Raw genomic sequence first — 23177 nt, 5'->3', positions numbered from 1 at the left:
TGATCAACGGTATTGTAGGTAGATTTTTACTTTTGGTATGACTACTTGCTTGGTGTAAGTACAAGATCTTCTATTACTGCGCTTTTCTGTGCCATAATGGTTCTGAAAATAAATACAGCAATGCCAATTCCGAGAATGATAAAGCCTAGAAAGGTAAATGCACTGGTATAATCGATCAGGTCTTTTTGAATAGAATGCCCGTTTTCGATTACATTTTTAGTCGCATGACCAGCTTTGGCTTTAAACATAAATGCAATAAGCATAGCGCCGATATTTCCGCCAGCACCTACAATACCTGCTACACTACCAACTGCAAGTGGATTAATGAAAGGAACAAGGCTATAGGTTGCTCCGTTGGCCATTTTTAAGCTTAGACCGAAAACGAACATCATAAAAATAGCCATTCCAATATTGCCCGATTTTGCGAACCAGATCAGGCCGATTCCTTCTATCAGAAGCAATAGTGCAAGTAAAAGTGTTTTGCCATCAAATCCCCAGGTTTTACCGATTTTATCAGCAACAATTCCACCCAATGGTCTGGCAAAAACATTGATCCAGCCAAAAATACCTGCAACCATTCCGGCTATGGCGATTGTTGCGCCGAATGAATCAGTAAAAAAGATCGGTGCGAAGTTATCAACCGTTATTTCTACACCAAAACAGGCAGCGTAGGCAATGGTTAAAATCCAAGTGCGGTAATCTTTTGCGGCGATTAAAAATGTGTTTTTGGTGCTTTTTATGGTTTCGTCTTTTAAATCCTTAAAATCTCCCTGTGGGGTATCTAAAGTATAACGGTGATATAAAAATGCACATACTAAAAGCATTACACCGGGAAAAATCATAGCGTAACGCCAGCTGTCTTCGGTGCTACAAAAGCCCAGAGCGGTAATGCCAGATGCGATTAATGGCATAAATAAATTGGCAGCACCACCACCTGCATTGCCGAAGCCACCTGCTGTTGCATTTGCAGTTCCTTTAATGTTCGGAGCAAACATAATGGAGGTGTGGAATTGGGTAATTACAAATGAAGCGCCGATTACGCCAATGGCCAAGCGGAAAAGCAAAAATGAAGTATAAGAATGGCTGGTTCCGATTAACAGTACCGGAATGGCACACAGTACCAAAAGCCAGGTGTAAATGAGTTTGGGGCCAAATTTATCAATAAGCCGTCCGATCAGTAAACGGGCAATAATAGTAGCTGATACTGAAGCAATCTGAATGTTGCCCACCTGATCTTTGGTAAGGTGTAATTGCTCTCTTGCAATTTTCATTAGGGGGGCCATGCCGAACCAGGCGAAAAAACAAAAGAAGAAAGTTAGCCAGGTGATGTGAAAGGTTTTCATCTGAACACCTTTGAACGAAAATATATTTAATTTATCTAGCGGTTTAGTAATGGAGTTTAGTGTCATAACGATCTGTTTAAGCGTAAATAAATAAATGGGTTCTTTTAAAATTTATAGCCTAAGCCTACGCCAACGTTCCATTCGCCATTTTTAACTGCGGTTTTAGGGTTATAGTATAGCGGTACTTGTAAGGCTACATGGCGAAATACCGTTGTTAAGCCAAAACCAAGGCTAGGAGTGAGGACTGCATTTTTTGGCGCTCCGGCGGCAACTTTATCTTCTTTGATTCTTAAGCTGGGTAACAATCCCAATAAAACGGTATAAGGTTTTTTGCTGAATTTGATGCCCGGGCCTGTACAGTTTATAAAAGCACCATGATCAACATATCCGGCAACGATAGTACCATCGAATAAAACGGCTTTAGTTTGCGATTTGGCTGAAAAAAAGAACAAGGTAAGTGCAAGGCAGCCTGTTGCGGCTACATAATTAGAAATCTTCATGTCGGTTTGGTTTGGGTTAAATTTTTTAATCAGAAAAGTTTAAATCTTACTGGGTCAGGTTAAGATTTTGGTGTTGTACCAATATAAACAGTTCCGTTTTCTATCTTTACAGGATAGGTTTTTATTGCGCATTCATCGCCGCTTAAACATTCGCCAGTGCTCAATGAGAATGTTTTTTTGTGGAAAGGGCAAGCTACCTTAGGTTCATCGGTAGTAGATCCAATCATTCCACGGCTTAATGCCATCTGTTTTTTATGCGGGCATTCATTTTGTGTGGCGTACCACTCATTTCTTCTGGTGAAATAGAAAAGTGCAATCTGATCTTCACCGTGTTTTACGCAAACGCCACCGTTCTCAATGGCATCCTCGACTCGGCAGGCTGCTAGCCAATTTGATTGTTCATTCATAATTTTTGGGTTTTATAAGGTTTGTAAAGATTATTTATTAAACTGTTTTCCATTCGACGGTTCTTTTTTGTCCGCGCATCTCAACAAATTCTATAGTTGGATCTTTGTCTTCTGGTGCATTTACAAAATGAGAGAAGCGTTTTCTGATCGCAGGATTTTCTACAGCTTCTTTCCATTCGCATTTGTAAGAGGCAATTAAGTTTTCAATTTCATTTTCCCATTGGGCGGCCATTCCTAAACTATCGTTAATGATTACATTCCGCAGGTAATCTATTCCACCTTCCATTTTGTTCAGCCAGGTTGCTGTTCTGGTAAGTGGATCGGCAGTGCGGATGTAAAACATCAAAAATCTATCAATGTATTTAATACAGGTTTCACTATCTAAGTCTGTTGCCAGTAAAAGGGCATGTTGAGGTTTGCTACCTCCATTACCACATACATATAAGTTCCAGCCTTTTTCGGTAGCAATAATGCCGAAGTCTTTGCTCTGTGCTTCTGCACATTCTCTGATACAGCCACTTACAGCTGATTTAAACTTGTGCGGTGCACGGATACCCCTGTATCTTTCTTCGATCCGGATAGCGAAACTTACACTGTCATGCAAGCCGAATCTGCACCAGGTACTACCTACACAGCTTTTAACTGTTCTTAAGCCTTTTCCGTAAGCATGTCCGCTTTCAAAACCTGCTGCAATTAATTCCTCCCAGATAACAGGAAGATCGTTAAGGTGTGCACCGAACATATCAATACGCTGACCTCCGGTAATTTTGGTGTAGAGGTTATATTTTTTAGCTACTTCGCCAATTACTATCAATTTATCGGGTGTGATTTCGCCACCCGGAACCCTTGGTACCACTGAGTATGAGCCGCCTTTTTGAATGTTGGCCAGAAAACGGTCGTTGCTATCTTGGGCTACATCATTTCCTTTTTTAAGGATCATTTCGTTCCAAAGACTGGCGAGGAGCGATGACACTAATGGTTTACATACCTCGCAACCGTCATTTTTACCTAAAGCATCCAATACTTCATCATAACTTTTTAGTTCGTGAATATGAATAAGGTCAAAAAGTTCTTGTCGGCTATAGTTAAAGTGTTCGCAAATTACATTTTTGATATACTTACCTTGTGATTTTAAGGTATAAGTCATCAAGTCTTTAACCATTGGCAAGCATCCACCACAGCCTGTGCCTGCTTTGGTGCATTTTTTTAAGTCATCAATGTTTTCGCAAGAGCCATCGGCAACTGCAGCGCAGATATCACCTTTGCTCACGCCCTCGCAGCTACAGATCAATGCACCGTCTGGTAAACCTGTAATTCCGGCTCCGCCGGCAGGTTCGCTTCCGCCACGTGCACCCAGAATCAGTTCTTCAGGGTTTTCTGGTAATACAATCCGGTTATTAGAGGTCTGCAACAGCAGGTTGTAAGCTGTTGCATCTCCAATTAATATACCTCCTAAAAGGTATTGCCCGTCATTACTAACATTTATTCTTTTATAAACGCCTTTGTGTTTGTTTTCGAAGATGATGGTACGGCAATCGGGTTCGGTAATAAAATTATCACCAAAACTGGCCACATCGATACCGATCAGTTTCAGTTTAGTACTCATATCAAACCCTGTAAAGGTTTTTTCACCTTCGCAAAGGTTTGCAGCCAACACTTCAGCCATTTCATAACCAGGAGCAATTAAGCCATAAATCATTCCATCGTACAAAGCGCATTCACCAATGGCAAAAATAGCCGGATCATTGGTCTGCATTTTTTGGTCCACAACAATTCCACCGCGTGGACCAACCTCGATACCGCATGCCTTTGCCAGTTCATCACGTGGTTTTATACCAGCAGAGATGACCAGCATATCTACATCTAAAGCAGTATCATCGCTAAACTTTAATGCGGTAATACGGCCATCGCCTTCAATACTTGTTGTGTTTTTATTTAAGTGGATCTGTAAACCAAGATCTGCGAGTTTAGATTTAAGCATATCGCTACCTGCAGCATCAATTTGTCTTGGCATTAAGCGCGGTGCAAATTCGATAATGCTCGTTTTTTCGATGCCCAGATCTATTAATGCTTTAGCAGCTTCCAATCCCAGTAAACCACCACCGATAACCGAAGCTGTTTTGGCCTTTTTGGCATAACCGCTAATCAGGTCAAGATCTTCAATGGTACGGTAAACAAAAACACCTTCTTTCTCGATACCAGGGATATTGGGAACGAAAGCGCCTGAGCCAGTTGCAAAAACAAGAATATCGTAATGATAATCAAGGCCACTGGCGGTGTAAACTTTTTGAAGTCCGCGATCTATTTTAACGATTGGATTATTTAAGAAAAGGGTAATATTTTGCTCTTGATACCAGTTTTCAGTAGAAAGAGAAAGATCATCAGCAGTTTTTCCGTTAAAATATTCACTTAGATGAACACGGTCATAAGCCCTGCGGGGTTCTTCGCCAAAAACGATAAGATTAAAAGAAGAGGTTTTTGATCTTAGCTTTTCGCAGAATTTATATCCCACCATTCCATTTCCTATTACGATTATTTGTGGTTCTTTCATAAATCTTAAAGGTATTTTGTGTTTGTTGGTTTCTGTTGGTTGTTTTTTGTTTCGAATTATTTGTTTTATTGTTTTTTGTTGATAATAATCGATTCAAAAATTCACTTTTTAATATTTATATGATTTTTGATATTCAAATATAGGTTAAAATTCAATTAAAAGTTGTTGTTGTGTGATTTTTATCATAAAAAATTTAATTTTTTAATAAATTTTCATCACTTTTATGTTTAAATAGTTAAATCATTAAAATTATGAATCAAAAAACTAACGATTTTGGACTTTTTATAATGGGTGGAGGTCCTGGTGATCCTGAATTGATCACTATGAAAGCTTTTAATGTGTTAAAAAGAGCAGAAGTTATTCTGTATGATAACTTAAGTAATGAGAAATTGCTAGAAATTGCGCCGAAAAATTGCAAAATGATCTATGTTGGCAAGCAACCTTATGGAAAATACACACCGCAAGAGAAAATAAATGAATTAATTGTCGAAAATGCCCAAAATTATCAAGTAGTGGTGCGTTTGAAGGGTGGAGATCCCTTTATTTTTGGCAGAGGCTTCGAAGAATTGATTTATGCGGAGGCCAGGGGCATCAAATGTCATTACATTCCAGGTATAAGTAGTATGCAGGGCGCAGGCTTTATTGATGTTCCTTTAACACACCGTGGCATTAGTGAAAGTGTTTGGATCCTTACCGGAACCAAAAAGGACGGAAGTTTAACCAACGATTTAAAGTGTGCCATGAAAAGTTCGGCAACAGTTGTTATATATATGGGTATGAAAAAAGTTGGCGAAATCTCTAAAGCTTATTGTGATGCGGGCTTAGGTGATATGCCTGCGGCTGTTATTCAGCATGCTACCTTGCCCAATCAAAAACAAGTGGTATGTTCAGTGCAAAATTTACAGGAATCTGCTGAACAAGCGGGCTTAACTTATCCTGCTATTATTATTATAGGTAATGTGGTGCAAGCTAAAGCTTATGCGAACTTAAATCAGGGAGAGTTGTTGTCTGCATAGATAGGTTCATTAGTTCAATGGGTATTGGTTTAATTTGTTAATTGACTCCATTTAAATAGTCCTCCGACTTATAAAAAAAAGAATTATAATACACTCTTGGTTTTGTTTGGAAAGCAATTGTTGCAGCTGTTTTTAATGTTCGTCCTGCTTTTTGCTTCAATCTTTTTTTGCCCCTCACCTCAACTGCGCTCAGTACAAGCTCGCTCAGGTGACAAAAAAGGATTTCCGCGTCAATCAGGTTTAAAATCGGAAGGCTTTTACTGCTATTGAGGGTTAAATTAGTATAATTCCGAAAAAAAAATTGTTCCTGCTCACTTCAACCATTAATCGTTCTGCTGACTGTTCCACTTAAACCTGATCGCAGTGGTTCCGATCCTTCATCGGAAAGAACGCAGAGCAGGACTGTATAAACCCAAATGCTGCTGCTTCTGCTTTCCAGAAAAAAAGAATTATAATATTCCTCTATTGAAAGAACCCATAGAAAGATCGTCATCCCGACCGAAGAGCCGCGGAGTGGAGAGATCTTTGGACTATGATATTGAGATCAAATTTCGGACTCCAGAATTGTCTAAAAATATTTATCAAGCGTTAACCCATAAGTAAGGTTTAGGTTTTCGCTACTGGTAATGTTCAGTTTGTTGTAGTTTAATGCTGTAGTTAAACTGATCCATTTGCGAAGTTTTAAGCCAAGGCTTGCTGATGAACGGATAATGTAATCACCTTTTCTAGAGAAGGAATTCTGCAAAAAATGATTTCCATCAATAGTAATCAGGTTTTTGATTATAAAATGATATTGTAACCGTAACGAATTTCTATAAGTATGGTAACTATCACCCACAATTAAACTGCTTTGGTCGAAAAGTACCCCATTGCTGATGTTTATGTATGCATTTTCTTTATCTAATATGCTATAGGCAATTCCACCACCAGCAAGCAACTGATTTTTTAATTTTAAGGAATAACTGGTATTATAATTCACCAAACCCCAATAATAAAAATGAGGAAAGGTTTTATACAGGTTAAAATTTAACGCGGTAGAAAAATCGTTATTGGTTAAATTGTTGTTCTGTTTGCCGTAAAGCCAGGCAGAAGTAGAATTTAATACGAAACTTTTCTTTTTAAGGCCAAAATTGAGTGCATTATTCAACAAATAGGCACGTTCTTCATTCGTTCGGTTAATTGATCCTGTTGAAGTGAGCAATATATGGTAATTGGTGCTATCGGTATATTGAGCAAAGGATTTCGCATAACAAGAGCACAGTAAAAAGAATGGCACAAAAAGCTTCATAGGTATTTTAACATCGGCAGTCCCTAATATGTTTAGGCTGATTTAATTCTGATCGTACCATTTGGGTACAGGAATATATTCATGGTTCCAGGTTAATTCGTCCTTTTCGTTTTTATAACCTGCAGAGATCAGTTCGATCCCCGGCTCTTCTTGCACAATCTCTTTTTTAAACCGATAAGCATCTACCGTTAAATAATGGTAAAGTTTCTCCTGATCAATTTTATTTTCTGTCAGCAAGATTAACGCATTTTCGCCCGTTTTAAGGGTGTAAATAAAGCTGCCTTTTATTCTCATTTCTCTTGTTTAAGTTTTATACAAATGAGAATCGGAATATGTTTTATTCGGCTTTGAACACTCATCATTATTCTACAAAAAAAGCCTGCAAGGTTTAACTTGCAGGCTGATAATTAATATGGGTAGATTAATTTAAGGTCAATTCGATTACCGGGATTTCGAAGTCGGGTTTTTTCTTTGGTAGTTTTAATACCAAGGTATTCCCGGTCGATTTTTCAGTATCAATCTGTATTTCAGAGTTGTCATGTAAAAACTGCGCATATTTTGCCTTGTCTTTATATCCATCCAGTGTAATGTAGCCTGTATTAGGATATTCGAACAAATGCACATACAGTTTTTTGGTGTCGTTATTGTAAGTGAGTTTTACGCCTTCGGGTGCTTTAAATTCGGTTGGAGCAAAAGTACAATGGTAAATAGATTTCGAATTGGCGTGCATCCAAAGGCCTAGGCTATCTAAAGCAATGTTTGCTCTGTTATCAAACTCACCACGCGCAGTAGGCCCAACATTTAACAATAAATTTCCTCCATTGGCTACTGAAGTAATCAATAGATCTAATAATTTCCTGTTGCTTTTCCAGGTGTTTTCATCACGGTGATATCCCCATGAGCCTGAAAAGGTTTGGCAGGTTTCCCAAACTTTACCGCGGTATTTTTCCAATTCCTTCGGACTAACCTGTTCTGGTGTTTCGAAATCCGTACCATCTTCATAGTCATTAAGATCCAGGCGGTTATCAACAATAATTTGTGGCTGCAGTTTTCTAATCTGCTTAAGTAGTGCTATCGAACCCCAATCATCACGACCTTTACCGTTTTTACCAGGGTAAGAGAAATCTGCCCAAAGAATGTCGATTTTGCCGTACTTAGTAAGTAGCTCGGTTACCTGATCGTACAGGTACTTGCGGTATTTTGCTATATCCCTGTTTTTATTTAATACTGCATATTGATCTTCATGATCTTTATCAGGCCTCAAAGGATGGTACCTATCAACAGGAAAATCGGGGTGGTGCCAATCAATCAGCGAATAATAAAAGCCTACTTTTATACCCTCGGCACGGAAAGCCTCAACAAATTCTTTAACCAAATCTCTTTTGGCTTGTGTTTTGGTGGCCTTATAATCAGTAAATTTACTATCAAATAAAGTAAAACCTTCATGGTGTTTGGTGGTTAAAACGGCATATTTCATGCCTGCTTCTTTAGCTTCTCTGGCCCATTTTTTAGGGTTAAATAAATCAGGATTAAACTGATCGAAGTATTTCTGATAGTTTTCGTTGGTAATGTGCTCATAATTTCTTACCCACTCATGACGGGCTGGTAATGCATAGAGGCCCCAGTGGATAAACATGCCGAAGCGTGCATCGGTCCACCATTCCATTCTTTTGGTTTTTTGGGCAGCGGTTTCATTGCCTAATCGTTTTTGAGCAAAGCCAGGCAAGGTTAAGCCCACTATGAACAAAGCTGATAAAATTGTTTTTCTCATTTTCGGTTTCTTTTGGTTAGCATTTAAAGGTCTAATTTACTGAGGTATATCCTTTCAAAATGATGGAATATGAGCAAAATATTAAGTTAAATTGGTTTAAGTTTTAACGGAGATGGTTGAATTTCTTAAAACTTTGAAGATGCCATTCTTGTTTAATTGGCAGTATTGTGGAACTTAATTTGACAAAAGAAACGATGAAAACTCAAAAAACACCTGCCAAACAAAACAAACAACCAGGAATAGAGGCAAAGATGGATCCAAAACCTGAAGTAATTAAAGCAAACTATAAGGGAGCAGGGAAACTGGATGATAAGGTTGCCCTAATTACCGGTGGAGATAGTGGCATTGGTCGTTCGGTAGCCGTTCATTTTGCAAGGGAAGGTGCCAACGTTGCTATAGTTTATCTGGACGAAGACGTTGATGCGATAGAAACTCAAAAAATGGTTGAAGCTGAAGGCAAAAATTGTTTGTTGATTAAAGGAGATGTCAAAAATCCTTCATTTTGTAGAAAAGCAGTAGAAACAACAGTTAAAGAGTTTGGAAAGATCAATATTTTGGTCAATAATGCGGGCATGCAGGTTCCGCAGAAAGATCCCAAAAAAATCGATGATAAACAGTTGGAAGATACCTTCCGTACTAACATATTTGGCTATTTTTACTTTGCGCACGAGGTATTGGAATATTTTCAGGCAGGTGATACCATTATCAATACCACCTCGGTAACGGCTTATCGTTCTTCGCCAAATCTGATCGATTACTCTTCAACAAAAGGCGCAATAACTTCTTTTACACGTTCACTGGCAACTAATTTAGCCAAAGCAGGTATTCGGGTAAACGCTGTGGCACCGGGACCTGTGTGGACACCACTCATTGTATCTACTTTTGATGAAGAAAAGATTAAGTCATTTGGATCTGAAACAGCCATGGAAAGGGCTGGTCAACCCTCAGAACTTGGGCCATCCTATGTCTTCCTGGCATCAGACGATGCTTCATTTATTACCGGACAGGTAATCCATGTAAATGGTGGAGAAGTGGTAAACGGTTAATTTCTTTACCTTTAATCATATTTAAACCATTTCCATGGCATCAGATCCACCTAAAGATTGGCGTTTCAAGCTTCATGAAGTTATTTACGAATCGAATACACCTGCAGGTAAAGCATTTGATGTTGGTTTATTGATTGCCATATTTTCGAGTATCATTGTGGTCATGCTCGATAGCGTTATTGGTATCCATAAGCAATACGGCAAACTGTTTAATATTATGGAATGGATTTTCGCTGCACTTTTCACAGTCGAATACATTTTGAGATTGGTGAGTATCAGAAAACCGATCAGTTATGTGTTCAGTCCATTAGGGATTATCGATCTGATTGCATTGTTACCTTCTTACCTGAGTATCTTTTTTATTGGTGCACAATCTTTACTGGTTTTTAGGGCACTAAGGCTACTTCGTGTTTTCAGGATATTCAAACTCGGCCATTTTTTAACGGAGATTAATTTTTTAACCCAGGCACTGAAAAACAGTGTGAGGAAAATCAGCATATTCCTGTTAACCGTTTTAACCATCACCATAATTCTTGGTTCTATTATGTATTTGGTAGAAAAGCGCGAAAATGGATTTTCGAATATTCCCGAAAGTATTTATTGGGCCATTGTAACCATCACAACCGTTGGTTATGGCGATATTTCGCCCATTACGCCACTGGGTAAATTTGTTGCCTCTGTAGTGATGTTGATCGGTTATGCCATTATTGCTGTGCCCACCGGGATCATTACCCACGATATTGCTGTTGCGGCCAGACAGAAAAAAGAATTACCCGAATCTTGTCCGAGTTGTAGTAGGGAAGGGCATGATAACGATGCCTTGTTTTGCAAATATTGTGGCTCTTCTTTGTATAAATAAAAATGCCAGATAATGGTTAACCTGGCATCTTTTATAACGGAATAAATTGGCTTATAACATTTCGCTGTCTTCATCATCGTATGCATTCGGATCTTTATCCAGCTCTTCTATATCCGATTCGTTATAGTCATCCGTTTCTGTTTCGTCATCCTCATCTTCTTCGTCTTCCGGACCTTCAATTTCTTCATTTAATTGTGTGCCTTCGCCATCAGCATATTGCACTTCATCATCTGTATATTCATTGTCTTCGGACGGCTCAGGAGTGAGGTGACCATCGGCTGCATTTCCTTCCGAACGGTTGATCTGGAACTGTTCGATATTCTGAATTTCTTCTTCTGGTTGATTGTTTTCTAGATTTTCCATAGTAAAAGTCTTTTATAGTAGAACAGATATAGATCAGATTAAGTTTATAGAAAATTTAAAATCTTAAACCACTGATGTTGTAAAGTTTTTAACAGATGGATATGATTTGCTCAAACTTTTTAAATGTTAACGGGGTTTTATTTATGCATTACCTTAATTACTTAACCATGAAAAACCATTTCAATACCAGGAAAATAGCAGTAGTGGGAATGATTATTTCAGCTACTTCATTTAATGCGGTTGCAAAAGCTGACTGGCATTATGCAAGATCATTTGAATACATTAATCAACAAGATAGTTTAACCACCGCGCAATTTTTGCAACAGGCGGCTATTGCCGGAATGAAAGAGGTATCGACCGGGAAACTTGCGGCAGAGAAAGCAACAGATCAAAAGATAAAGGCATTTGGCCAGATGATGGTTGATGATCACACTAAGGCCAATGAAGAATTGAGATCGTTGGCGAAACTTAAGAAAGTAAATTTGCCAATGAGTAGGCCAAAAGGTGAACTACGACCAGATGGCAGGGTAGATTCATCACCTGAAAACATGAAAGACACCTCGCGAACCAAAAATGCGGAAGGCGAGGCAGGTAATACCGGACTAGCGAAAAAAAACGCTAATGGTGCTACTGAAGCTGAGGTGACCAATGCGATTGAAAAATTAAATAATTTAAACGGGGCTTCATTTGATAAAGCTTATGTAGAGATGATGGTTGTTGATCATCAAAATGCAGTTGCACTATTTGAGAAAGCATCGAAATCTACCGATAATGATGTTAAGGCATATGCCAATAAATATTTACCTGTATTGAAAAAACATTTAAAACATATTCAAGCCCTGGCTAAATAATAGCTTTAAGTTATTTAGTGGGGTTAAACTTGCTTTTATATTCTTCTAAATCGATTTATATTAATTTGATAATTTTAAATATTTAATATATTTGTTTAGTCCTAACCAAATATATGTCCTCAATAAGCCATGATGCAGATGTAGAACTGTTCGCCCGTTTACAACAGGATGATCATGCCGCATATACAGAGATTTATGGTAAGTACAGCAGGTTATTATTTACTCATGCCTACAAAAAGGTAGGTGATAGAGAGTTGTCGAGAGATTTAGTGCAGGATTTATTTACTACACTTTGGGTAAAACGACAAGAAATTATCATAAAAACGGTTCCATCAGCATACTTATATACAGCGCTCAGAAACAGGATTTTAGATCATATTGCACATCAAAATGTATCTTTGGGATATGCAGCCTATCTTGAAAACTACACACAGGGCACAAATGATTTAACCGATCATTTAATCAGGCATAAACAATTGATGCAGTTTATCGAACAAGAAATTGCCGCCTTGCCCGAAAAAATGCGTCAGGTTTTCGAATTGAGCAGAAAAGAACATTTAAGCCACAAAGAAATAGCTGTCGAACTGGGTATTTCAGAACAAACGGTACGGAAACAGATTCAAAATGCCCTTAAAATTATGCGTCCGAGATTGGGTGTTTTATTCGTTTTGATTTTTTTATTCGAAAAATAATTATTTTTCTACCCTATAAGGTTTAGTTGCCCGTCTATAGTTTAATGAGCATAAGAAATTAATGCTGTTAAACCATGCAAAACGACCAAATTAAAGATTTATTAAAAAGATACCTTGCTGGAGAATGTACCGAAGAAGAAAAAGCTTTGGTAGAAAATTCCTACCTGGACTATCATGTTAATGCTTCGCCGCTAACAGAACATGAAATAACAGCTGATTTAGCTGCAATAGCAGCCAACCTGCCTAAAGAGAAGCAACCCAAAGTATTTTCGTTATTTAAAAAGACAATTGCTGCAGCAGCAGTGTTGGTCGTTTTGGCATCCATTGCGATTTATTTTACAATTCGTTCAAAGAATGAGTTGACTGCTAAAGTAGCGAACCCGGTGGAAGAGATTTTGCCAGGTACCGATAAAGCCATTTTAACCCTGGCCGATGGCCGTAAGGTTATGCTTGATAAAAATACATCAACTTTGCTTTTAGATAGCCTTGCCGGGATCCGCATTAAAAAAACCGCGAAAGGAGAACTGGTTTACGAGGCGCTTGATGTTAAAGGAATTGCGGCTAATTTAAATGCCTTTAATACGATAGAAACCCCTCGCGGCAGCCAATACAAAGTTATTTTGCCCGATGGATCAAATGTTTGGTTAAATGCCTCATCATCTTTAAAATACCCTGTGGTGTTTAGTGGGAACAAAAGAAACGTAGAACTGGCTGGCGAAGCTTATTTCGAAGTCGCTAAAAATAAGGAAATGCCTTTTATAGTACATACCCAAACACAAGATGTGCAGGTATTGGGTACGCATTTCAATATCAATGCTTATCCCGATGAAACAGAAACCAAAACCACTTTATTAGAAGGAAAGGTATTGGTAAGTAAAGGTACTGAAAGCAAAATGATGAGACCGGGTGATCAGGTAGTCAACGCTAACCAGTCTAGGACTTTAGAACTGAGCATACTGACAGATGCGACTGAAAGTATCGCCTGGAAAAACGGCCTTTTCTTATTCAATCATAACGATTTACATACAATCATGCACCAGATTTCGAGGTGGTACGATGTTGAGGTGGATTATGAGGGGGATTTTAGAAAACAATATTATAGCGGAACGATTTCCAAATTTGGAAAAGTTACCGATGTACTGAAAACAATGGAACTAACCGGCTCGGTAAAATTTAAAATTGTAGGAAGGAGGATCATTGTTATGAAATAACAGCTACCCATCCGGCTTAAAAATGACCCGAAGTGTTTTGAGCCACTTCAGGTCGATTGGACAAGCCAAAATGCAAATCAAATAAACCTATTTCGACACAAGTTACATTTAACTTACTAACCAAATGTATAAATTTTTTAACACAACTACATGCTGTGGGCAACCCCTCATGTCATTTAAATTTCTCATCCGCATGAAATTTATATTGATTTTTATGTTTGCTTTTGTGGTACAGCTCAATGCCAGTACCCATGCTCAAAACATCAATTTAAGCGTAAATAATGCATCTATCGATAAAGTTTTAAAGGCCTTGCGTTTGCAGAGCAATTACAATTTTTATTACGAAGATGCCCTGATTAAATCGGCCAATCCCATTACCTTAACGGCCATAAACGAACCTTTTTTAAGTGTTTTGGAGAAATGTTTCGAAGGACAGCCCTTTACTTATGTAATCGAACAGAAAACAATCGTATTGCGTAAAAGAAAGACAAATCCATCTGCCCAGAAAGATGAAATTATCATAAAAGGTAGGGTACTTGATGAAACCAACCAGGCCATTCCCGGTGCAACTGTAAAAATTAAAGGCGGAACATTAACTGTTGCAACCAATCCGAATGGAGAATTTACCATTAAAGTACCGGAAGATGCAACCTTGCTCATCAGTTTTATCGGTTACGATCCACAGGAAGTGCCGATCGAGAAAAGAACAAATTTAACCATTATCTTAAAGCCTGTAAACAATTCTTTAAATGAGGTTGTGGTTGTGGCGTTCGGGCAAAAACAGAGAAAGATTGAAACCTTGGGTGCCCAGGCCACTTTAGATGTAGAATCGTTAAAACAGCCTGTAGCTAATATTTCTACTGTTTTGGCAGGCCGTGTTTCAGGTTTGGTAGGTATTCAAAGAAGCGGCGAGCCTGGCAGGGATGGGGCCGATTTATGGATCAGGGGCGTAATCACAACGGGCAATAACACACCTTTAATTTTGGTCGATGGGGTAGAAAGGGCTTTTAGTAACATCGATCCAAATGATATAGAGAGCTTTTCTATTTTGAAAGATGCGTCTTCTACTTCAGTTTATGGCGTTAGAGGTGCAAACGGTGTAATTTTAATCACCACTAAAAGAGGTAAAGCCGGACGCACCGATATTAATTTAGATTACTACCAGGGGCTTACCCAGTTTACACGCGTACCAGAAACAGCAGATGGTGTAACCTATATGCAAATGGCTAACGAAGCCAATACCACCAGGGGTGGAAATCCCATTTATTCTGAAGACCTCATCAATAAAACGTTTACACAGGCAGATCCCTATTTATATCCAAATGTGAACTGGTTTAACGAAATTTTTAATGATTTTGGCCACAACCGCAAAGCAAACTTAAGCATCAGAGGTGGTGGCGAAAAATCTACCTATTATGTTTCTGCAGGTTATTATGATGAAACAGGTTTGTTTAAAACCGATGGATTACAGCAATATAACTCTTCTATTAAATATTCGAGGGTGAATTTCAGTTCAGCTCTAACCTTAAAAGCAACGAAAAGTACCACGATTGATTTAGGGATTAAAGGCTGGATATCTAATGGAAATTATCCTGGCACTGGTACTAGTGATATTTTTGCGAATTCGCTAAGAACATATCCAATTTTGTATCCGGTAATGTATCCGGATAATAGAGAGCCCTTTTTATCTACAGGCGGTGGTTTATATAGTTCTTACGGATTGCTTACCAACAGGGGCTATTCTACAACTTATGAAAACCAGATCATGTCTGATATCAGGGTTACGCAAGATTTGGGCAGCCTAGTTAAGGGCTTGTCGTCGCATTTACTATACTCATTTGATGCCACCAATACTAATACGCTTGCCAGGGAAAAAAAGCCGACAACTTACTACGCTACATCGAGAGATGCTGCCGGTAACCTGGTTTACAGCAGCATTAACCCTGGTCAGGATTATCTTTCCTTTTCAAGATCAAACGGAGGGAGTCGCCAGTTTTATTTAGAAGGCGCTATAAACTATGCCCGTACTTTTGGAAAACATAAGTTGGGCGGACTTGCCTTGTACTACCAAAGTGATAAGGTAAGTGCAACAGCTGGAGATTTAATAGGCTCTATCCCTTACCGGAGTTTAGGTGGAGTTGGGCGTGCCACTTATTCTTATGATGACCGTTATTTAGCCGAAGTTACTTTTGGCTATAACGGAGCCGAAAATTTTGCACCTGATAAACGTTATGGTTTCTTTCCTTCTTATGCTGTTGGATGGGTAGTTTCTAACGAAAAGTTTTATGGTAATGCTAACCAGATTTTCCAGTTAATAAAATTAAGAGCTTCGTATGGAACGGTAGGTAGTAGTAACATTGGCGGAAGGCGTTTTTCTTATATCGGAACTGTGGGTAATACCGCCGGTGCGTATCAATATGGTCAGGTTAGAGGAGATAATGTGCTTCAAGGGATAGATATTGCCGATTATCCTGTTGATGCCACCTGGGAAACTGAAAAAGATTTAAACCTGGGCTTAGAGCTTAAAACCTGGAACAATGCATTGAGCTTGCAGTTTGATGTATTTAGCCGAAAACGGGAGAATATTTTTACGATACGAAAAGGCGTTCCTGATTTTGTGGGCGTTAGAAATAACCTGCTGGGCAATCTAGGTAAAACAGAAGCAAAAGGAATTGATTTTACTGGAAATTTTGATAAAAATTTCGGTGCTTTTTCAATGTCTCTGCAAGGTACATTCACCTATAATAAAAATAAAGTGATCGAAGATGATTCTCCTGCTCCGGCCTTTCCATGGCAGGAATCGAGAGGACAGTCTGTTTTTACAAGAAGCGGGTATATTGCTGATGGATTTTATACACAAGCAGAAATAGATAATCCTGCCATAGCCCGAACAACTGGCGTAGTGCAAGCGGGAGATTTGAAATTTAGAGATTTAAGTGGGGATGGTATCATCAACGCCGATGATATAACTTTCATTGGTAAAGATCAGGTACCGCAGATTTTATATGGTTTTGGTGGAACATTTGGCTATAAAGGTTTTTCATTAGGTGCATTTTTTCAGGGGACAGCATCAGTTGATTTCTATTTCGCTAATGAGTTTATGCCTTTTAGAAACGGATCGGCGAAAGGAAGTTTATATGCCAATGTTTTAGATCGATGGACTCCCCAAAACCCAAGGCAAGATGCTTTTTATCCGCGTCTTTCGTACGGTGCCGATATCAACCAAAACTATAATACAAATAGTCATTTTTTAATCAATGGACGTTTTCTAAGACTTAAAACCCTTGATTTCGGCTATACCTTTAAAAAGGAAACGATTGCATTTATGGGTTTGCAAAGGCTCAGACTTTATTTCATAGGCTACAACCTCTTCACCATAAGCCCATTTAAATACTGGGATCCAGAGTTAGGAGGGGGTACAGGTTCCGGAGCTCGAAGTTCAGGAACTTCCTATCCCAATATTAAAACTTACAGTTTAGGTGTAAGTGCTACTTTTTAATTTTAAAATCCTTAGGATATGAAAAGAAATATTTTTTTTAAAGCAGCGCTCATTTTAGTGTTGATCTGCTCTTTAACTGCCTGTAAAAAGTTCCTCGATCAGGTACCTGATGACAAACAGACCATTGACGATGTTTTCAAAAAGAAAATCGAATCGGAAAAATATCTGGCCGGAGTTTATACCTATATCCGGTCAAATAGCGATTGGAATCTAGGGACTCCATGGGAAGGTTTATCTGATGAGGCTGATGTAACCTATAACGATTACCCAACCTATTCGATGAATTTAGGTAATTGGGATAAAAACCGTGGCGATTATAATTATTGGGGCTATTATTATCAGGGGATCCGCAGGGCGTCTTATTTTATGCAACGTGTGCCAGAGAATCCCGAAATCGAACCACAGTTAATCAAACAATATGTCGCAGAAGCAAGGGCATTGAGAGCGTATTTTTATGCTTGTCTTATAGCTCAATACGGGCCTGTAATCATATTGCCAGATCTGCCTATTCCACCAGACGCTTCTATAGATGATTTTAGTTTTCCAAGAAATAGCTACGATGAATGTGTTAATTTTATTGTTTCTGAACTGGATAAGGCTATTGCTGATTTACCAGCTTCTCAAGGCAATACCCGCGAGTTTGGAAGGTGGAAAAAAGGAATGGCGCTTGCTGTTAAATCGCGCACATTGCTGTATGCGGCAAGTCCTTTGTACAATGGAAATACTGATTATGCTGGTTTTAAAAATCTAGATGGAAAGGTGCTAATCAATCAAACAATTGATGTAAACAAATGGAAAAGAGCTGCCGATGCAGCTAAAGAGTTGATAGATATGCCCGATTATAGCTTGTACAAAGAGCTGGATGCAAATGGGAATATAAAGCCTTATGAATCGCTTAAAAATCTTTGGCTTAAAGATTGGAATTCGGAAGTTATCCTGTGCCGTTTGGTGGATGATAAACTGTATTCCATTGATAAAAACGGTTCGCCCTATATTCTTGGCGGTTGGTCATCGTGGGGCGCTACACAACAAGCCGTTGATGCATTTTTTACAGCTAACGGAAGATCGATAGATGATCCTGCCTCAGGTTATACCGAACTTGGAACTACTTCCACTGCGAACAACTATTATGCAACAGGCACCTCAAATATGTATGTGAACAGGGAACCGCGTTTTTATGTGAACATTACTTTCAATCTGAGCAAATGGATCAATAACGCCAGTAACAACAACAGTGGAACCGGATCTTCTCCAATAACGATTCAACTGTATAAAGGTGGAAATAGTGGGCAATACACGGGTCGAAACTGGTCTAGAACAGGTTATGTTGTTCGTAAAATGGTTAATCCAAACAGTAAAGTAGGGCCCGATCAAATTGCAGACAGGGCAGAAATCATTTTCAGATTGGGTGAAATTTACCTCAATTATGCAGAGGCACTGAACGAATATGCACCAGGAAACGCCGATATTAAAAAGTACATTAACCTGATCAGGGAGCGTGCAGGAATTCCGCAATATGGTTCTGCGGCTAATCAGGTACCCGAACCTACAAATCAGGCCGCCTGGCGCGAAGCCATACGTAAAGAAAGAAGGGTAGAACTTGCATTCGAGAGTTTTAGATATTTCGATACCCGTAGATGGAAAATAGCCGATCAGACCGATGGCGGGCCTTTTTATGGAATGGATATCAATGCGACCACTTCAGCCGATTTTCAAAAGAGGGTAGTGTTCGAGAATAGGGTTTTCTTAAAGAAAAACTACCTGTGGAACATCACTCAGTCAGAGTTAAACAAAGATAAAAACCTTGTAGGTAACCCCGGCTGGTAACAGCTTCTAAAAGAAAGTTATGAAAAGAATATTTAAAAATAAATATGCTGTGGGCATGCTTTGCCTGTTATTCTTATTCTCTTGTAAAAAGGATCATATAGATAATGTAACCACAACCATATCCCAGCCAACACTTAGTGCCCCATCAAATAATACTTTGGTAAATCTAAGTCCATCAAGCAATGCAGTAGTTACGTTTGAGTGGAACCCTGCAACTACGGGGAATTATACCCTGCCATTTTATAAGGTTGTTTTTGATAAAGAAAACGGCGATTTTTCAAAACCCGCTTACGCTGGGATTCCGGCAAAAGTGGGTACCGACAATAAATTGTCGCTATCTCATAAGGAAATGAACAAAATTGCTGCTGCGGCTGGTATCACCGAACTCGGCAGTGGTAAGGTGAAATGGCAGGTTATCGCTTCAAATGGTGTTATTACAGCAACTTCTGGCTCCGGGATACTCGAGCTTAAGCGTCCGGCTGGCTTTGCAGAAAACCCTGCAGCCGTTTTTATAACGGGTTCAGCAACTGAGGGAGGCGCTGACTTACTCAAGGCTCAATCTTTCAAGAAACTTTCAGATGGTGTATTCGAACTTTATACTTCCCTTAATGCAGGAACATATAAAATGGTTGATAAAACGACTGGAACGCCCCTAAACTTTGTAATTGATGCAGGTATAATTAAACAGGGTACTGAAGTAAGTAGTCCGGCTACTACCAAAACCACTTACCGTATTAATTTAGATTTTAATAAATCAACAGCAACCTTTACAGAAATCCAATCCGTAGGTTTGTGGTTTTCGGGTTATAATAAAATTCAGACCACTTTAATCTACGATGCAGCAGGGATTTGGAAAGGAGTTGACGTACCCATTGCCTGGAAAGTAGAACCCTGGGGTAAAGATGAACGTTACAAATTTAGGGTGACCGAAAAAGATGCTGCTGGCAATATTACCATAAAGAACTGGGGATCTGCTGTTAATGATAATGTGAGGGCGACATCTACTAGTCCGGCGAGTTATTTCCTGCTTAAAGAAGTTGATAATTCTCAGTACGATTATACCTACAAATTTGCAGCAGAAGCACAAAAAACCGATATAGAATTTAGGTTGCAATCAACCGCAGATTATACACACAAAGTAACTTTTAAATAAAATTAACGACGGTTTTCCATACGGTTAACCGTTATAACTTTTTATACCATGAAATTATTTTCAAAATACAAAATACTTGGTGCGCTCCTCATTGCAATGTGCTTTTTTGCCTGTAAAAAAGATAAAATTTCGGTAACACCACCTGAGCCTGTCGCACCGCCGGTAGTGGTTAATTGGGGAAAAGCGGCCGACGATGCACAAGTTGCACTTGATGTTCAATTTTACAACAATACCCAAAATTATTATAACCAAAACAATGATGGACACCTTGGATTTAATTATTGGTGGAATGCACATGCTTTAGATGTACATATCGACGCCTATAAAAGAACCAAAGATGCCAGGTACCTCACCAAAATGAAAGCTTTACTAAATGGATGTTATGTTAAAAATGGCAATACCTTTAAAAATACTTTTTACGATGACATGGAATGGTGGGCATTAGCCTGTTTAAGAGCGTATGATGAAACTGGTGATATCGAATATAAGCAGGCTGCAGATCAACTTTGGGGTTGGATTAAGGTAGGATGGACTACTGTTAAAAATGGGGGCATTATGTGGGCATCGGGATCTCCTGATTCTAAAAACGCCTGTTCCAATGCTCCAGCGGCAATAATTGCAGCAAGAATGTACCAGTTAGATAAAAAAGCCGATGATCTGATTTGGGCAAAAAAGATTTACAACTGGATGAAAACTTACGTAGTTGAACCTGCCCGTGGAGTGGTTTGGGATGCCTACGGGAACACCAGTGAGGGTGCCCTTTATACTTACAATCAAGGCACCTGGCTTGGTGCCGGTTTAGAATTATACCTTATTACAAAGGAGCAAAGCTATTTGGACGATGCTGTGCGCAATGCCAATTATGTAATGAATGATGCTGTCAAATTTTCTCCAAATGGTATTTTAAAAGGTGAAAATTCTGGAGATGGCGGATTATTTAAGGGTATCTATATCCGTTATATGGCACAACTACTTTTAAAAAACGTGGTTGATGATTATACTAAAGAGTTATACCTGAAATACCTGAAGCAAAATGGACAAAGCCTATATACGAAAGCAATAAGAACGCCTGAGAATATTTTTGGTTCAGATTGGGCCACTAAACCAAATACCAAAGTTGGCGATTGTTCGGTGCAATTAAGTGGGGTAATGCTTTTCGAAACCCTTGATGAATTGAAAAGAGCAGGAATTCTTAAATAAAAATATCTTGAATAAATCGAAATTAAATGTAATGCTTTTAATGTTGTTTGCACTTGTTGCAGGCAGCATTAAATCAAATGCGTTATCAACCTATCCTTTGCCATCAATTTATACGAAATCGATGATATACACACTGTCATCAGCTGCGGTTAATATACCAGTCGTAAGCTATAACAATAAGTACGATTATGCACATTTTGTAATGAAAGAAGAGCGCCTGTTTATAACTGTGGCTTTGCTAAATGAGGATGTGGTAAATTTTAATATTAGTCCAAAAAAATTAAACATTGCAGCAACAAGCAAAGGCAAACAACTTGTGTTTTCAATCAGAAAAGGTAGTTACCTCATCGTAAAAATCAATAACAATAAAGAACTGGTTATTACAGCCGATGCAGAAATAAAAAATAGACCTAAACCCGTAGGGAAGGGTATTTTTAACGTAATGGATCAGGTTTATAAAGCCGATTCGATAGGGAAAACGATAAGCACCAAAGCTTTACAAAACGCAATAAATGATGCTTCTCGATATAAAAATGGAACAGTTTACATTCCTGTGGGAGTATATAAGGTAGCTAATATCGAACTTAAGAGCAATACAGCCATTTATCTGGAAGCAGGCGCAGTACTGCTTTTTTCTGATAAAACCGAAGATTATACCATAAATGCTAGAAAAGAATCTCAGAAAAGAAACATTACCTGGTGGTTTTTTACCAGTATGGGCGCCAAAAATATCAGATTGTTTGGAAACGGAACCCTTGATGGAAATGGGAAGTACGCCACAGAACAACAGAATATCGGGAACCATATTCTTGCCATTATGGGTGCCGAGAATTTTGAACTTGATGGATTGATCATCCGCAATTCTGGTGCCTGGGCAATTATCCCAACCCGTTCTAAAAACGTGCTGCTCCAAAACTTTAAGTTGTTTAATAGATTCGACATGGGCGAAAATGATGGTGTAGATGTAATCGAATCAGAAAATGTGTTGGTTAAACATGCCATCGGCATTGCGCTTGATGATCCTTTCTCTACCAAAACCTGGGATCAGAATACAGATTTATGCAGAAAATGGCCCGGCAAGCCTAAAGCACAAAAGAATATTGTTTTTGATGATTGCATCTCCTGGACTTACTGTTACGGATTTAAAATAGGGCAAGGGGTGATGCAGCCACAAACGAACATTAAATTTAAAAATTGTGTGGTTTACGATGCTGCCGTTGGCATTGGAATACACCACAAATGGGGAACTGCTTTTGTTAAAAACGTAGTTTTTGATGGCATTGATATCGAGAGATTAAGTTATCAAAATGATGACCACCGCACCTGGGCCATATTTTTTATGCAAAATGGCGATAAGAAAGGAAGTGCGCCAATTTCGAACATTATGGTTAAAAATATTCTGGTTAGAGATGCAGGTAAATCTCCGGGTAAAATTAAAGGAGTAAGTGAAGTGAATAGTTTCAGTCGCCTAACGTTCACAAACATACAAATGCCAGTTCTGGGTTCACCTGCGCAGAATTTAAAAGAATTAAAAATGACAGATATTGCTTTTGCTGATGACATCAAAGTATCAGCCCGGTAATACATAACGAATTTAAAC

19 protein-coding genes are annotated in these 23177 nt (G+C 38.7%); 11 read left to right on the top strand and 8 right to left on the bottom strand.

Annotated elements, in window-relative coordinates; genetic code table 11:
* Window positions 1-41: 41 nt before the first annotated feature.
* Genes LQ201_RS09380 through nirB form a run of 4 tightly spaced genes read right to left on the bottom strand, consistent with a single transcriptional unit; the run spans window position 42 to window position 4801 of the window.
* Entirely contained in the window at window positions 42-1409 is a 1368-nt protein-coding gene (locus LQ201_RS09380) for an MFS transporter (RefSeq protein ID WP_230141665.1), read from the bottom strand.
* Between the two features lie 38 nt (window positions 1410-1447).
* Complete coding sequence (locus tag LQ201_RS09375) at window positions 1448-1843, bottom strand: hypothetical protein (protein ID WP_230141663.1); 396 nt, start codon at window positions 1841-1843, stop codon at window positions 1448-1450.
* 59 nt (window positions 1844-1902) lie between these two features.
* A complete protein-coding gene (gene nirD / locus LQ201_RS09370) occupies window positions 1903-2250 on the bottom strand; it encodes a nitrite reductase small subunit NirD (protein ID WP_029276048.1) in 348 nt (115 codons plus the stop codon).
* A 37-nt stretch (window positions 2251-2287) separates the two neighbouring features.
* Complete coding sequence (nirB, locus tag LQ201_RS09365) at window positions 2288-4801, bottom strand: nitrite reductase large subunit NirB (protein WP_230141660.1); 2514 nt, start codon at window positions 4799-4801, stop codon at window positions 2288-2290.
* Between the two features lie 251 nt (window positions 4802-5052).
* On the opposite strand from nirB, the gene cobA reads away from it, so the two are divergent.
* The gene (gene cobA, locus LQ201_RS09360) at window positions 5053-5817 is read left to right on the top strand and encodes a uroporphyrinogen-III C-methyltransferase (RefSeq protein WP_230141651.1); all 765 of its coding nucleotides are present in this window, start codon (window positions 5053-5055) and stop codon (window positions 5815-5817) included.
* A gap of 568 nt (window positions 5818-6385) precedes the next feature.
* On the opposite strand, the gene LQ201_RS09355 is transcribed toward cobA, so the two are convergent.
* The 3 genes from LQ201_RS09355 to LQ201_RS09345 form a co-directional block, all read right to left on the bottom strand.
* Window positions 6386-7105: a DUF481 domain-containing protein gene (locus LQ201_RS09355; RefSeq protein WP_230141650.1), complete on the bottom strand. Its 720-nt coding sequence runs from the start codon at window positions 7103-7105 to the stop codon at window positions 6386-6388.
* A 42-nt stretch (window positions 7106-7147) separates the two neighbouring features.
* Complete coding sequence (locus LQ201_RS09350) at window positions 7148-7399, bottom strand: hypothetical protein (protein ID WP_230141648.1); 252 nt, start codon at window positions 7397-7399, stop codon at window positions 7148-7150.
* 127 nt (window positions 7400-7526) lie between these two features.
* Window positions 7527-8876 (bottom strand): alpha-L-fucosidase, encoded by a 1350-nt coding sequence (locus tag LQ201_RS09345; RefSeq protein WP_230141646.1) that lies wholly within the window; start codon window positions 8874-8876, stop codon window positions 7527-7529.
* 194 nt (window positions 8877-9070) lie between these two features.
* Here LQ201_RS09345 and LQ201_RS09340 point away from each other — a divergent pair, with 194 nt between their 5' ends.
* Window positions 9071-9922, top strand: coding sequence for an SDR family oxidoreductase (locus LQ201_RS09340; protein WP_230141644.1), 852 nt, complete (start codon window positions 9071-9073; stop codon window positions 9920-9922).
* A 34-nt stretch (window positions 9923-9956) separates the two neighbouring features.
* Window positions 9957-10781 carry an ion transporter gene (locus LQ201_RS09335; protein ID WP_230141642.1) on the top strand — a complete coding sequence of 275 codons (825 nt, stop codon included), beginning with the start codon at window positions 9957-9959 and terminating at the stop codon, window positions 10779-10781.
* Window positions 10782-10832: 51 nt separating this feature from the next.
* Here LQ201_RS09335 and LQ201_RS09330 read toward each other — a convergent pair whose 3' ends face one another.
* Entirely contained in the window at window positions 10833-11144 is a 312-nt protein-coding gene (locus LQ201_RS09330; RefSeq protein WP_230141640.1) for a hypothetical protein, read from the bottom strand.
* Window positions 11145-11311: 167 nt separating this feature from the next.
* Between LQ201_RS09330 and LQ201_RS09325 the strand changes: the two genes are divergently transcribed.
* The 8 genes from LQ201_RS09325 to LQ201_RS09290 all read left to right on the top strand — a co-directional run bounded on the left by LQ201_RS09325 (window position 11312) and on the right by LQ201_RS09290 (window position 23159).
* Window positions 11312-11995, top strand: a complete 684-nt coding sequence (locus LQ201_RS09325; protein WP_230141638.1) for a DUF4142 domain-containing protein — start codon at window positions 11312-11314, stop codon at window positions 11993-11995.
* A gap of 113 nt (window positions 11996-12108) precedes the next feature.
* Window positions 12109-12687 (top strand): RNA polymerase sigma-70 factor, encoded by a 579-nt coding sequence (locus LQ201_RS09320; RefSeq protein ID WP_230141636.1) that lies wholly within the window; start codon window positions 12109-12111, stop codon window positions 12685-12687.
* 74 nt (window positions 12688-12761) lie between these two features.
* Entirely contained in the window at window positions 12762-13898 is a 1137-nt protein-coding gene (locus LQ201_RS09315; protein WP_230141634.1) for a FecR family protein, read from the top strand.
* Between the two features lie 193 nt (window positions 13899-14091).
* The gene (locus tag LQ201_RS09310) at window positions 14092-17397 is read left to right on the top strand and encodes a TonB-dependent receptor (RefSeq protein ID WP_230141631.1); all 3306 of its coding nucleotides are present in this window, start codon (window positions 14092-14094) and stop codon (window positions 17395-17397) included.
* 18 nt (window positions 17398-17415) lie between these two features.
* Window positions 17416-19224, top strand: a complete 1809-nt coding sequence (locus LQ201_RS09305; protein ID WP_230141622.1) for a RagB/SusD family nutrient uptake outer membrane protein — start codon at window positions 17416-17418, stop codon at window positions 19222-19224.
* Between the two features lie 19 nt (window positions 19225-19243).
* Window positions 19244-20377: a SusE domain-containing protein gene (locus tag LQ201_RS09300; protein WP_230141620.1), complete on the top strand. Its 1134-nt coding sequence runs from the start codon at window positions 19244-19246 to the stop codon at window positions 20375-20377.
* Window positions 20378-20425: 48 nt separating this feature from the next.
* Entirely contained in the window at window positions 20426-21577 is a 1152-nt protein-coding gene (locus LQ201_RS09295) for a glycoside hydrolase family 76 protein (protein ID WP_230141618.1), read from the top strand.
* Window positions 21578-21584: 7 nt separating this feature from the next.
* A complete protein-coding gene (locus tag LQ201_RS09290) occupies window positions 21585-23159 on the top strand; it encodes a glycoside hydrolase family 28 protein (protein ID WP_230141616.1) in 1575 nt (524 codons plus the stop codon).
* The last annotated feature ends 18 nt before the right edge of the window (window positions 23160-23177 follow it).

Origin of the sequence: Pedobacter sp. Bi126 (assembly GCF_918698245.1) — a bacterium.
GTDB lineage: Bacteria > Bacteroidota > Bacteroidia > Sphingobacteriales > Sphingobacteriaceae > Pedobacter.
The sequence above is the reverse complement of the archived record's forward strand: the minus strand, read 5'-3'. Positions and strand labels throughout refer to the sequence as shown.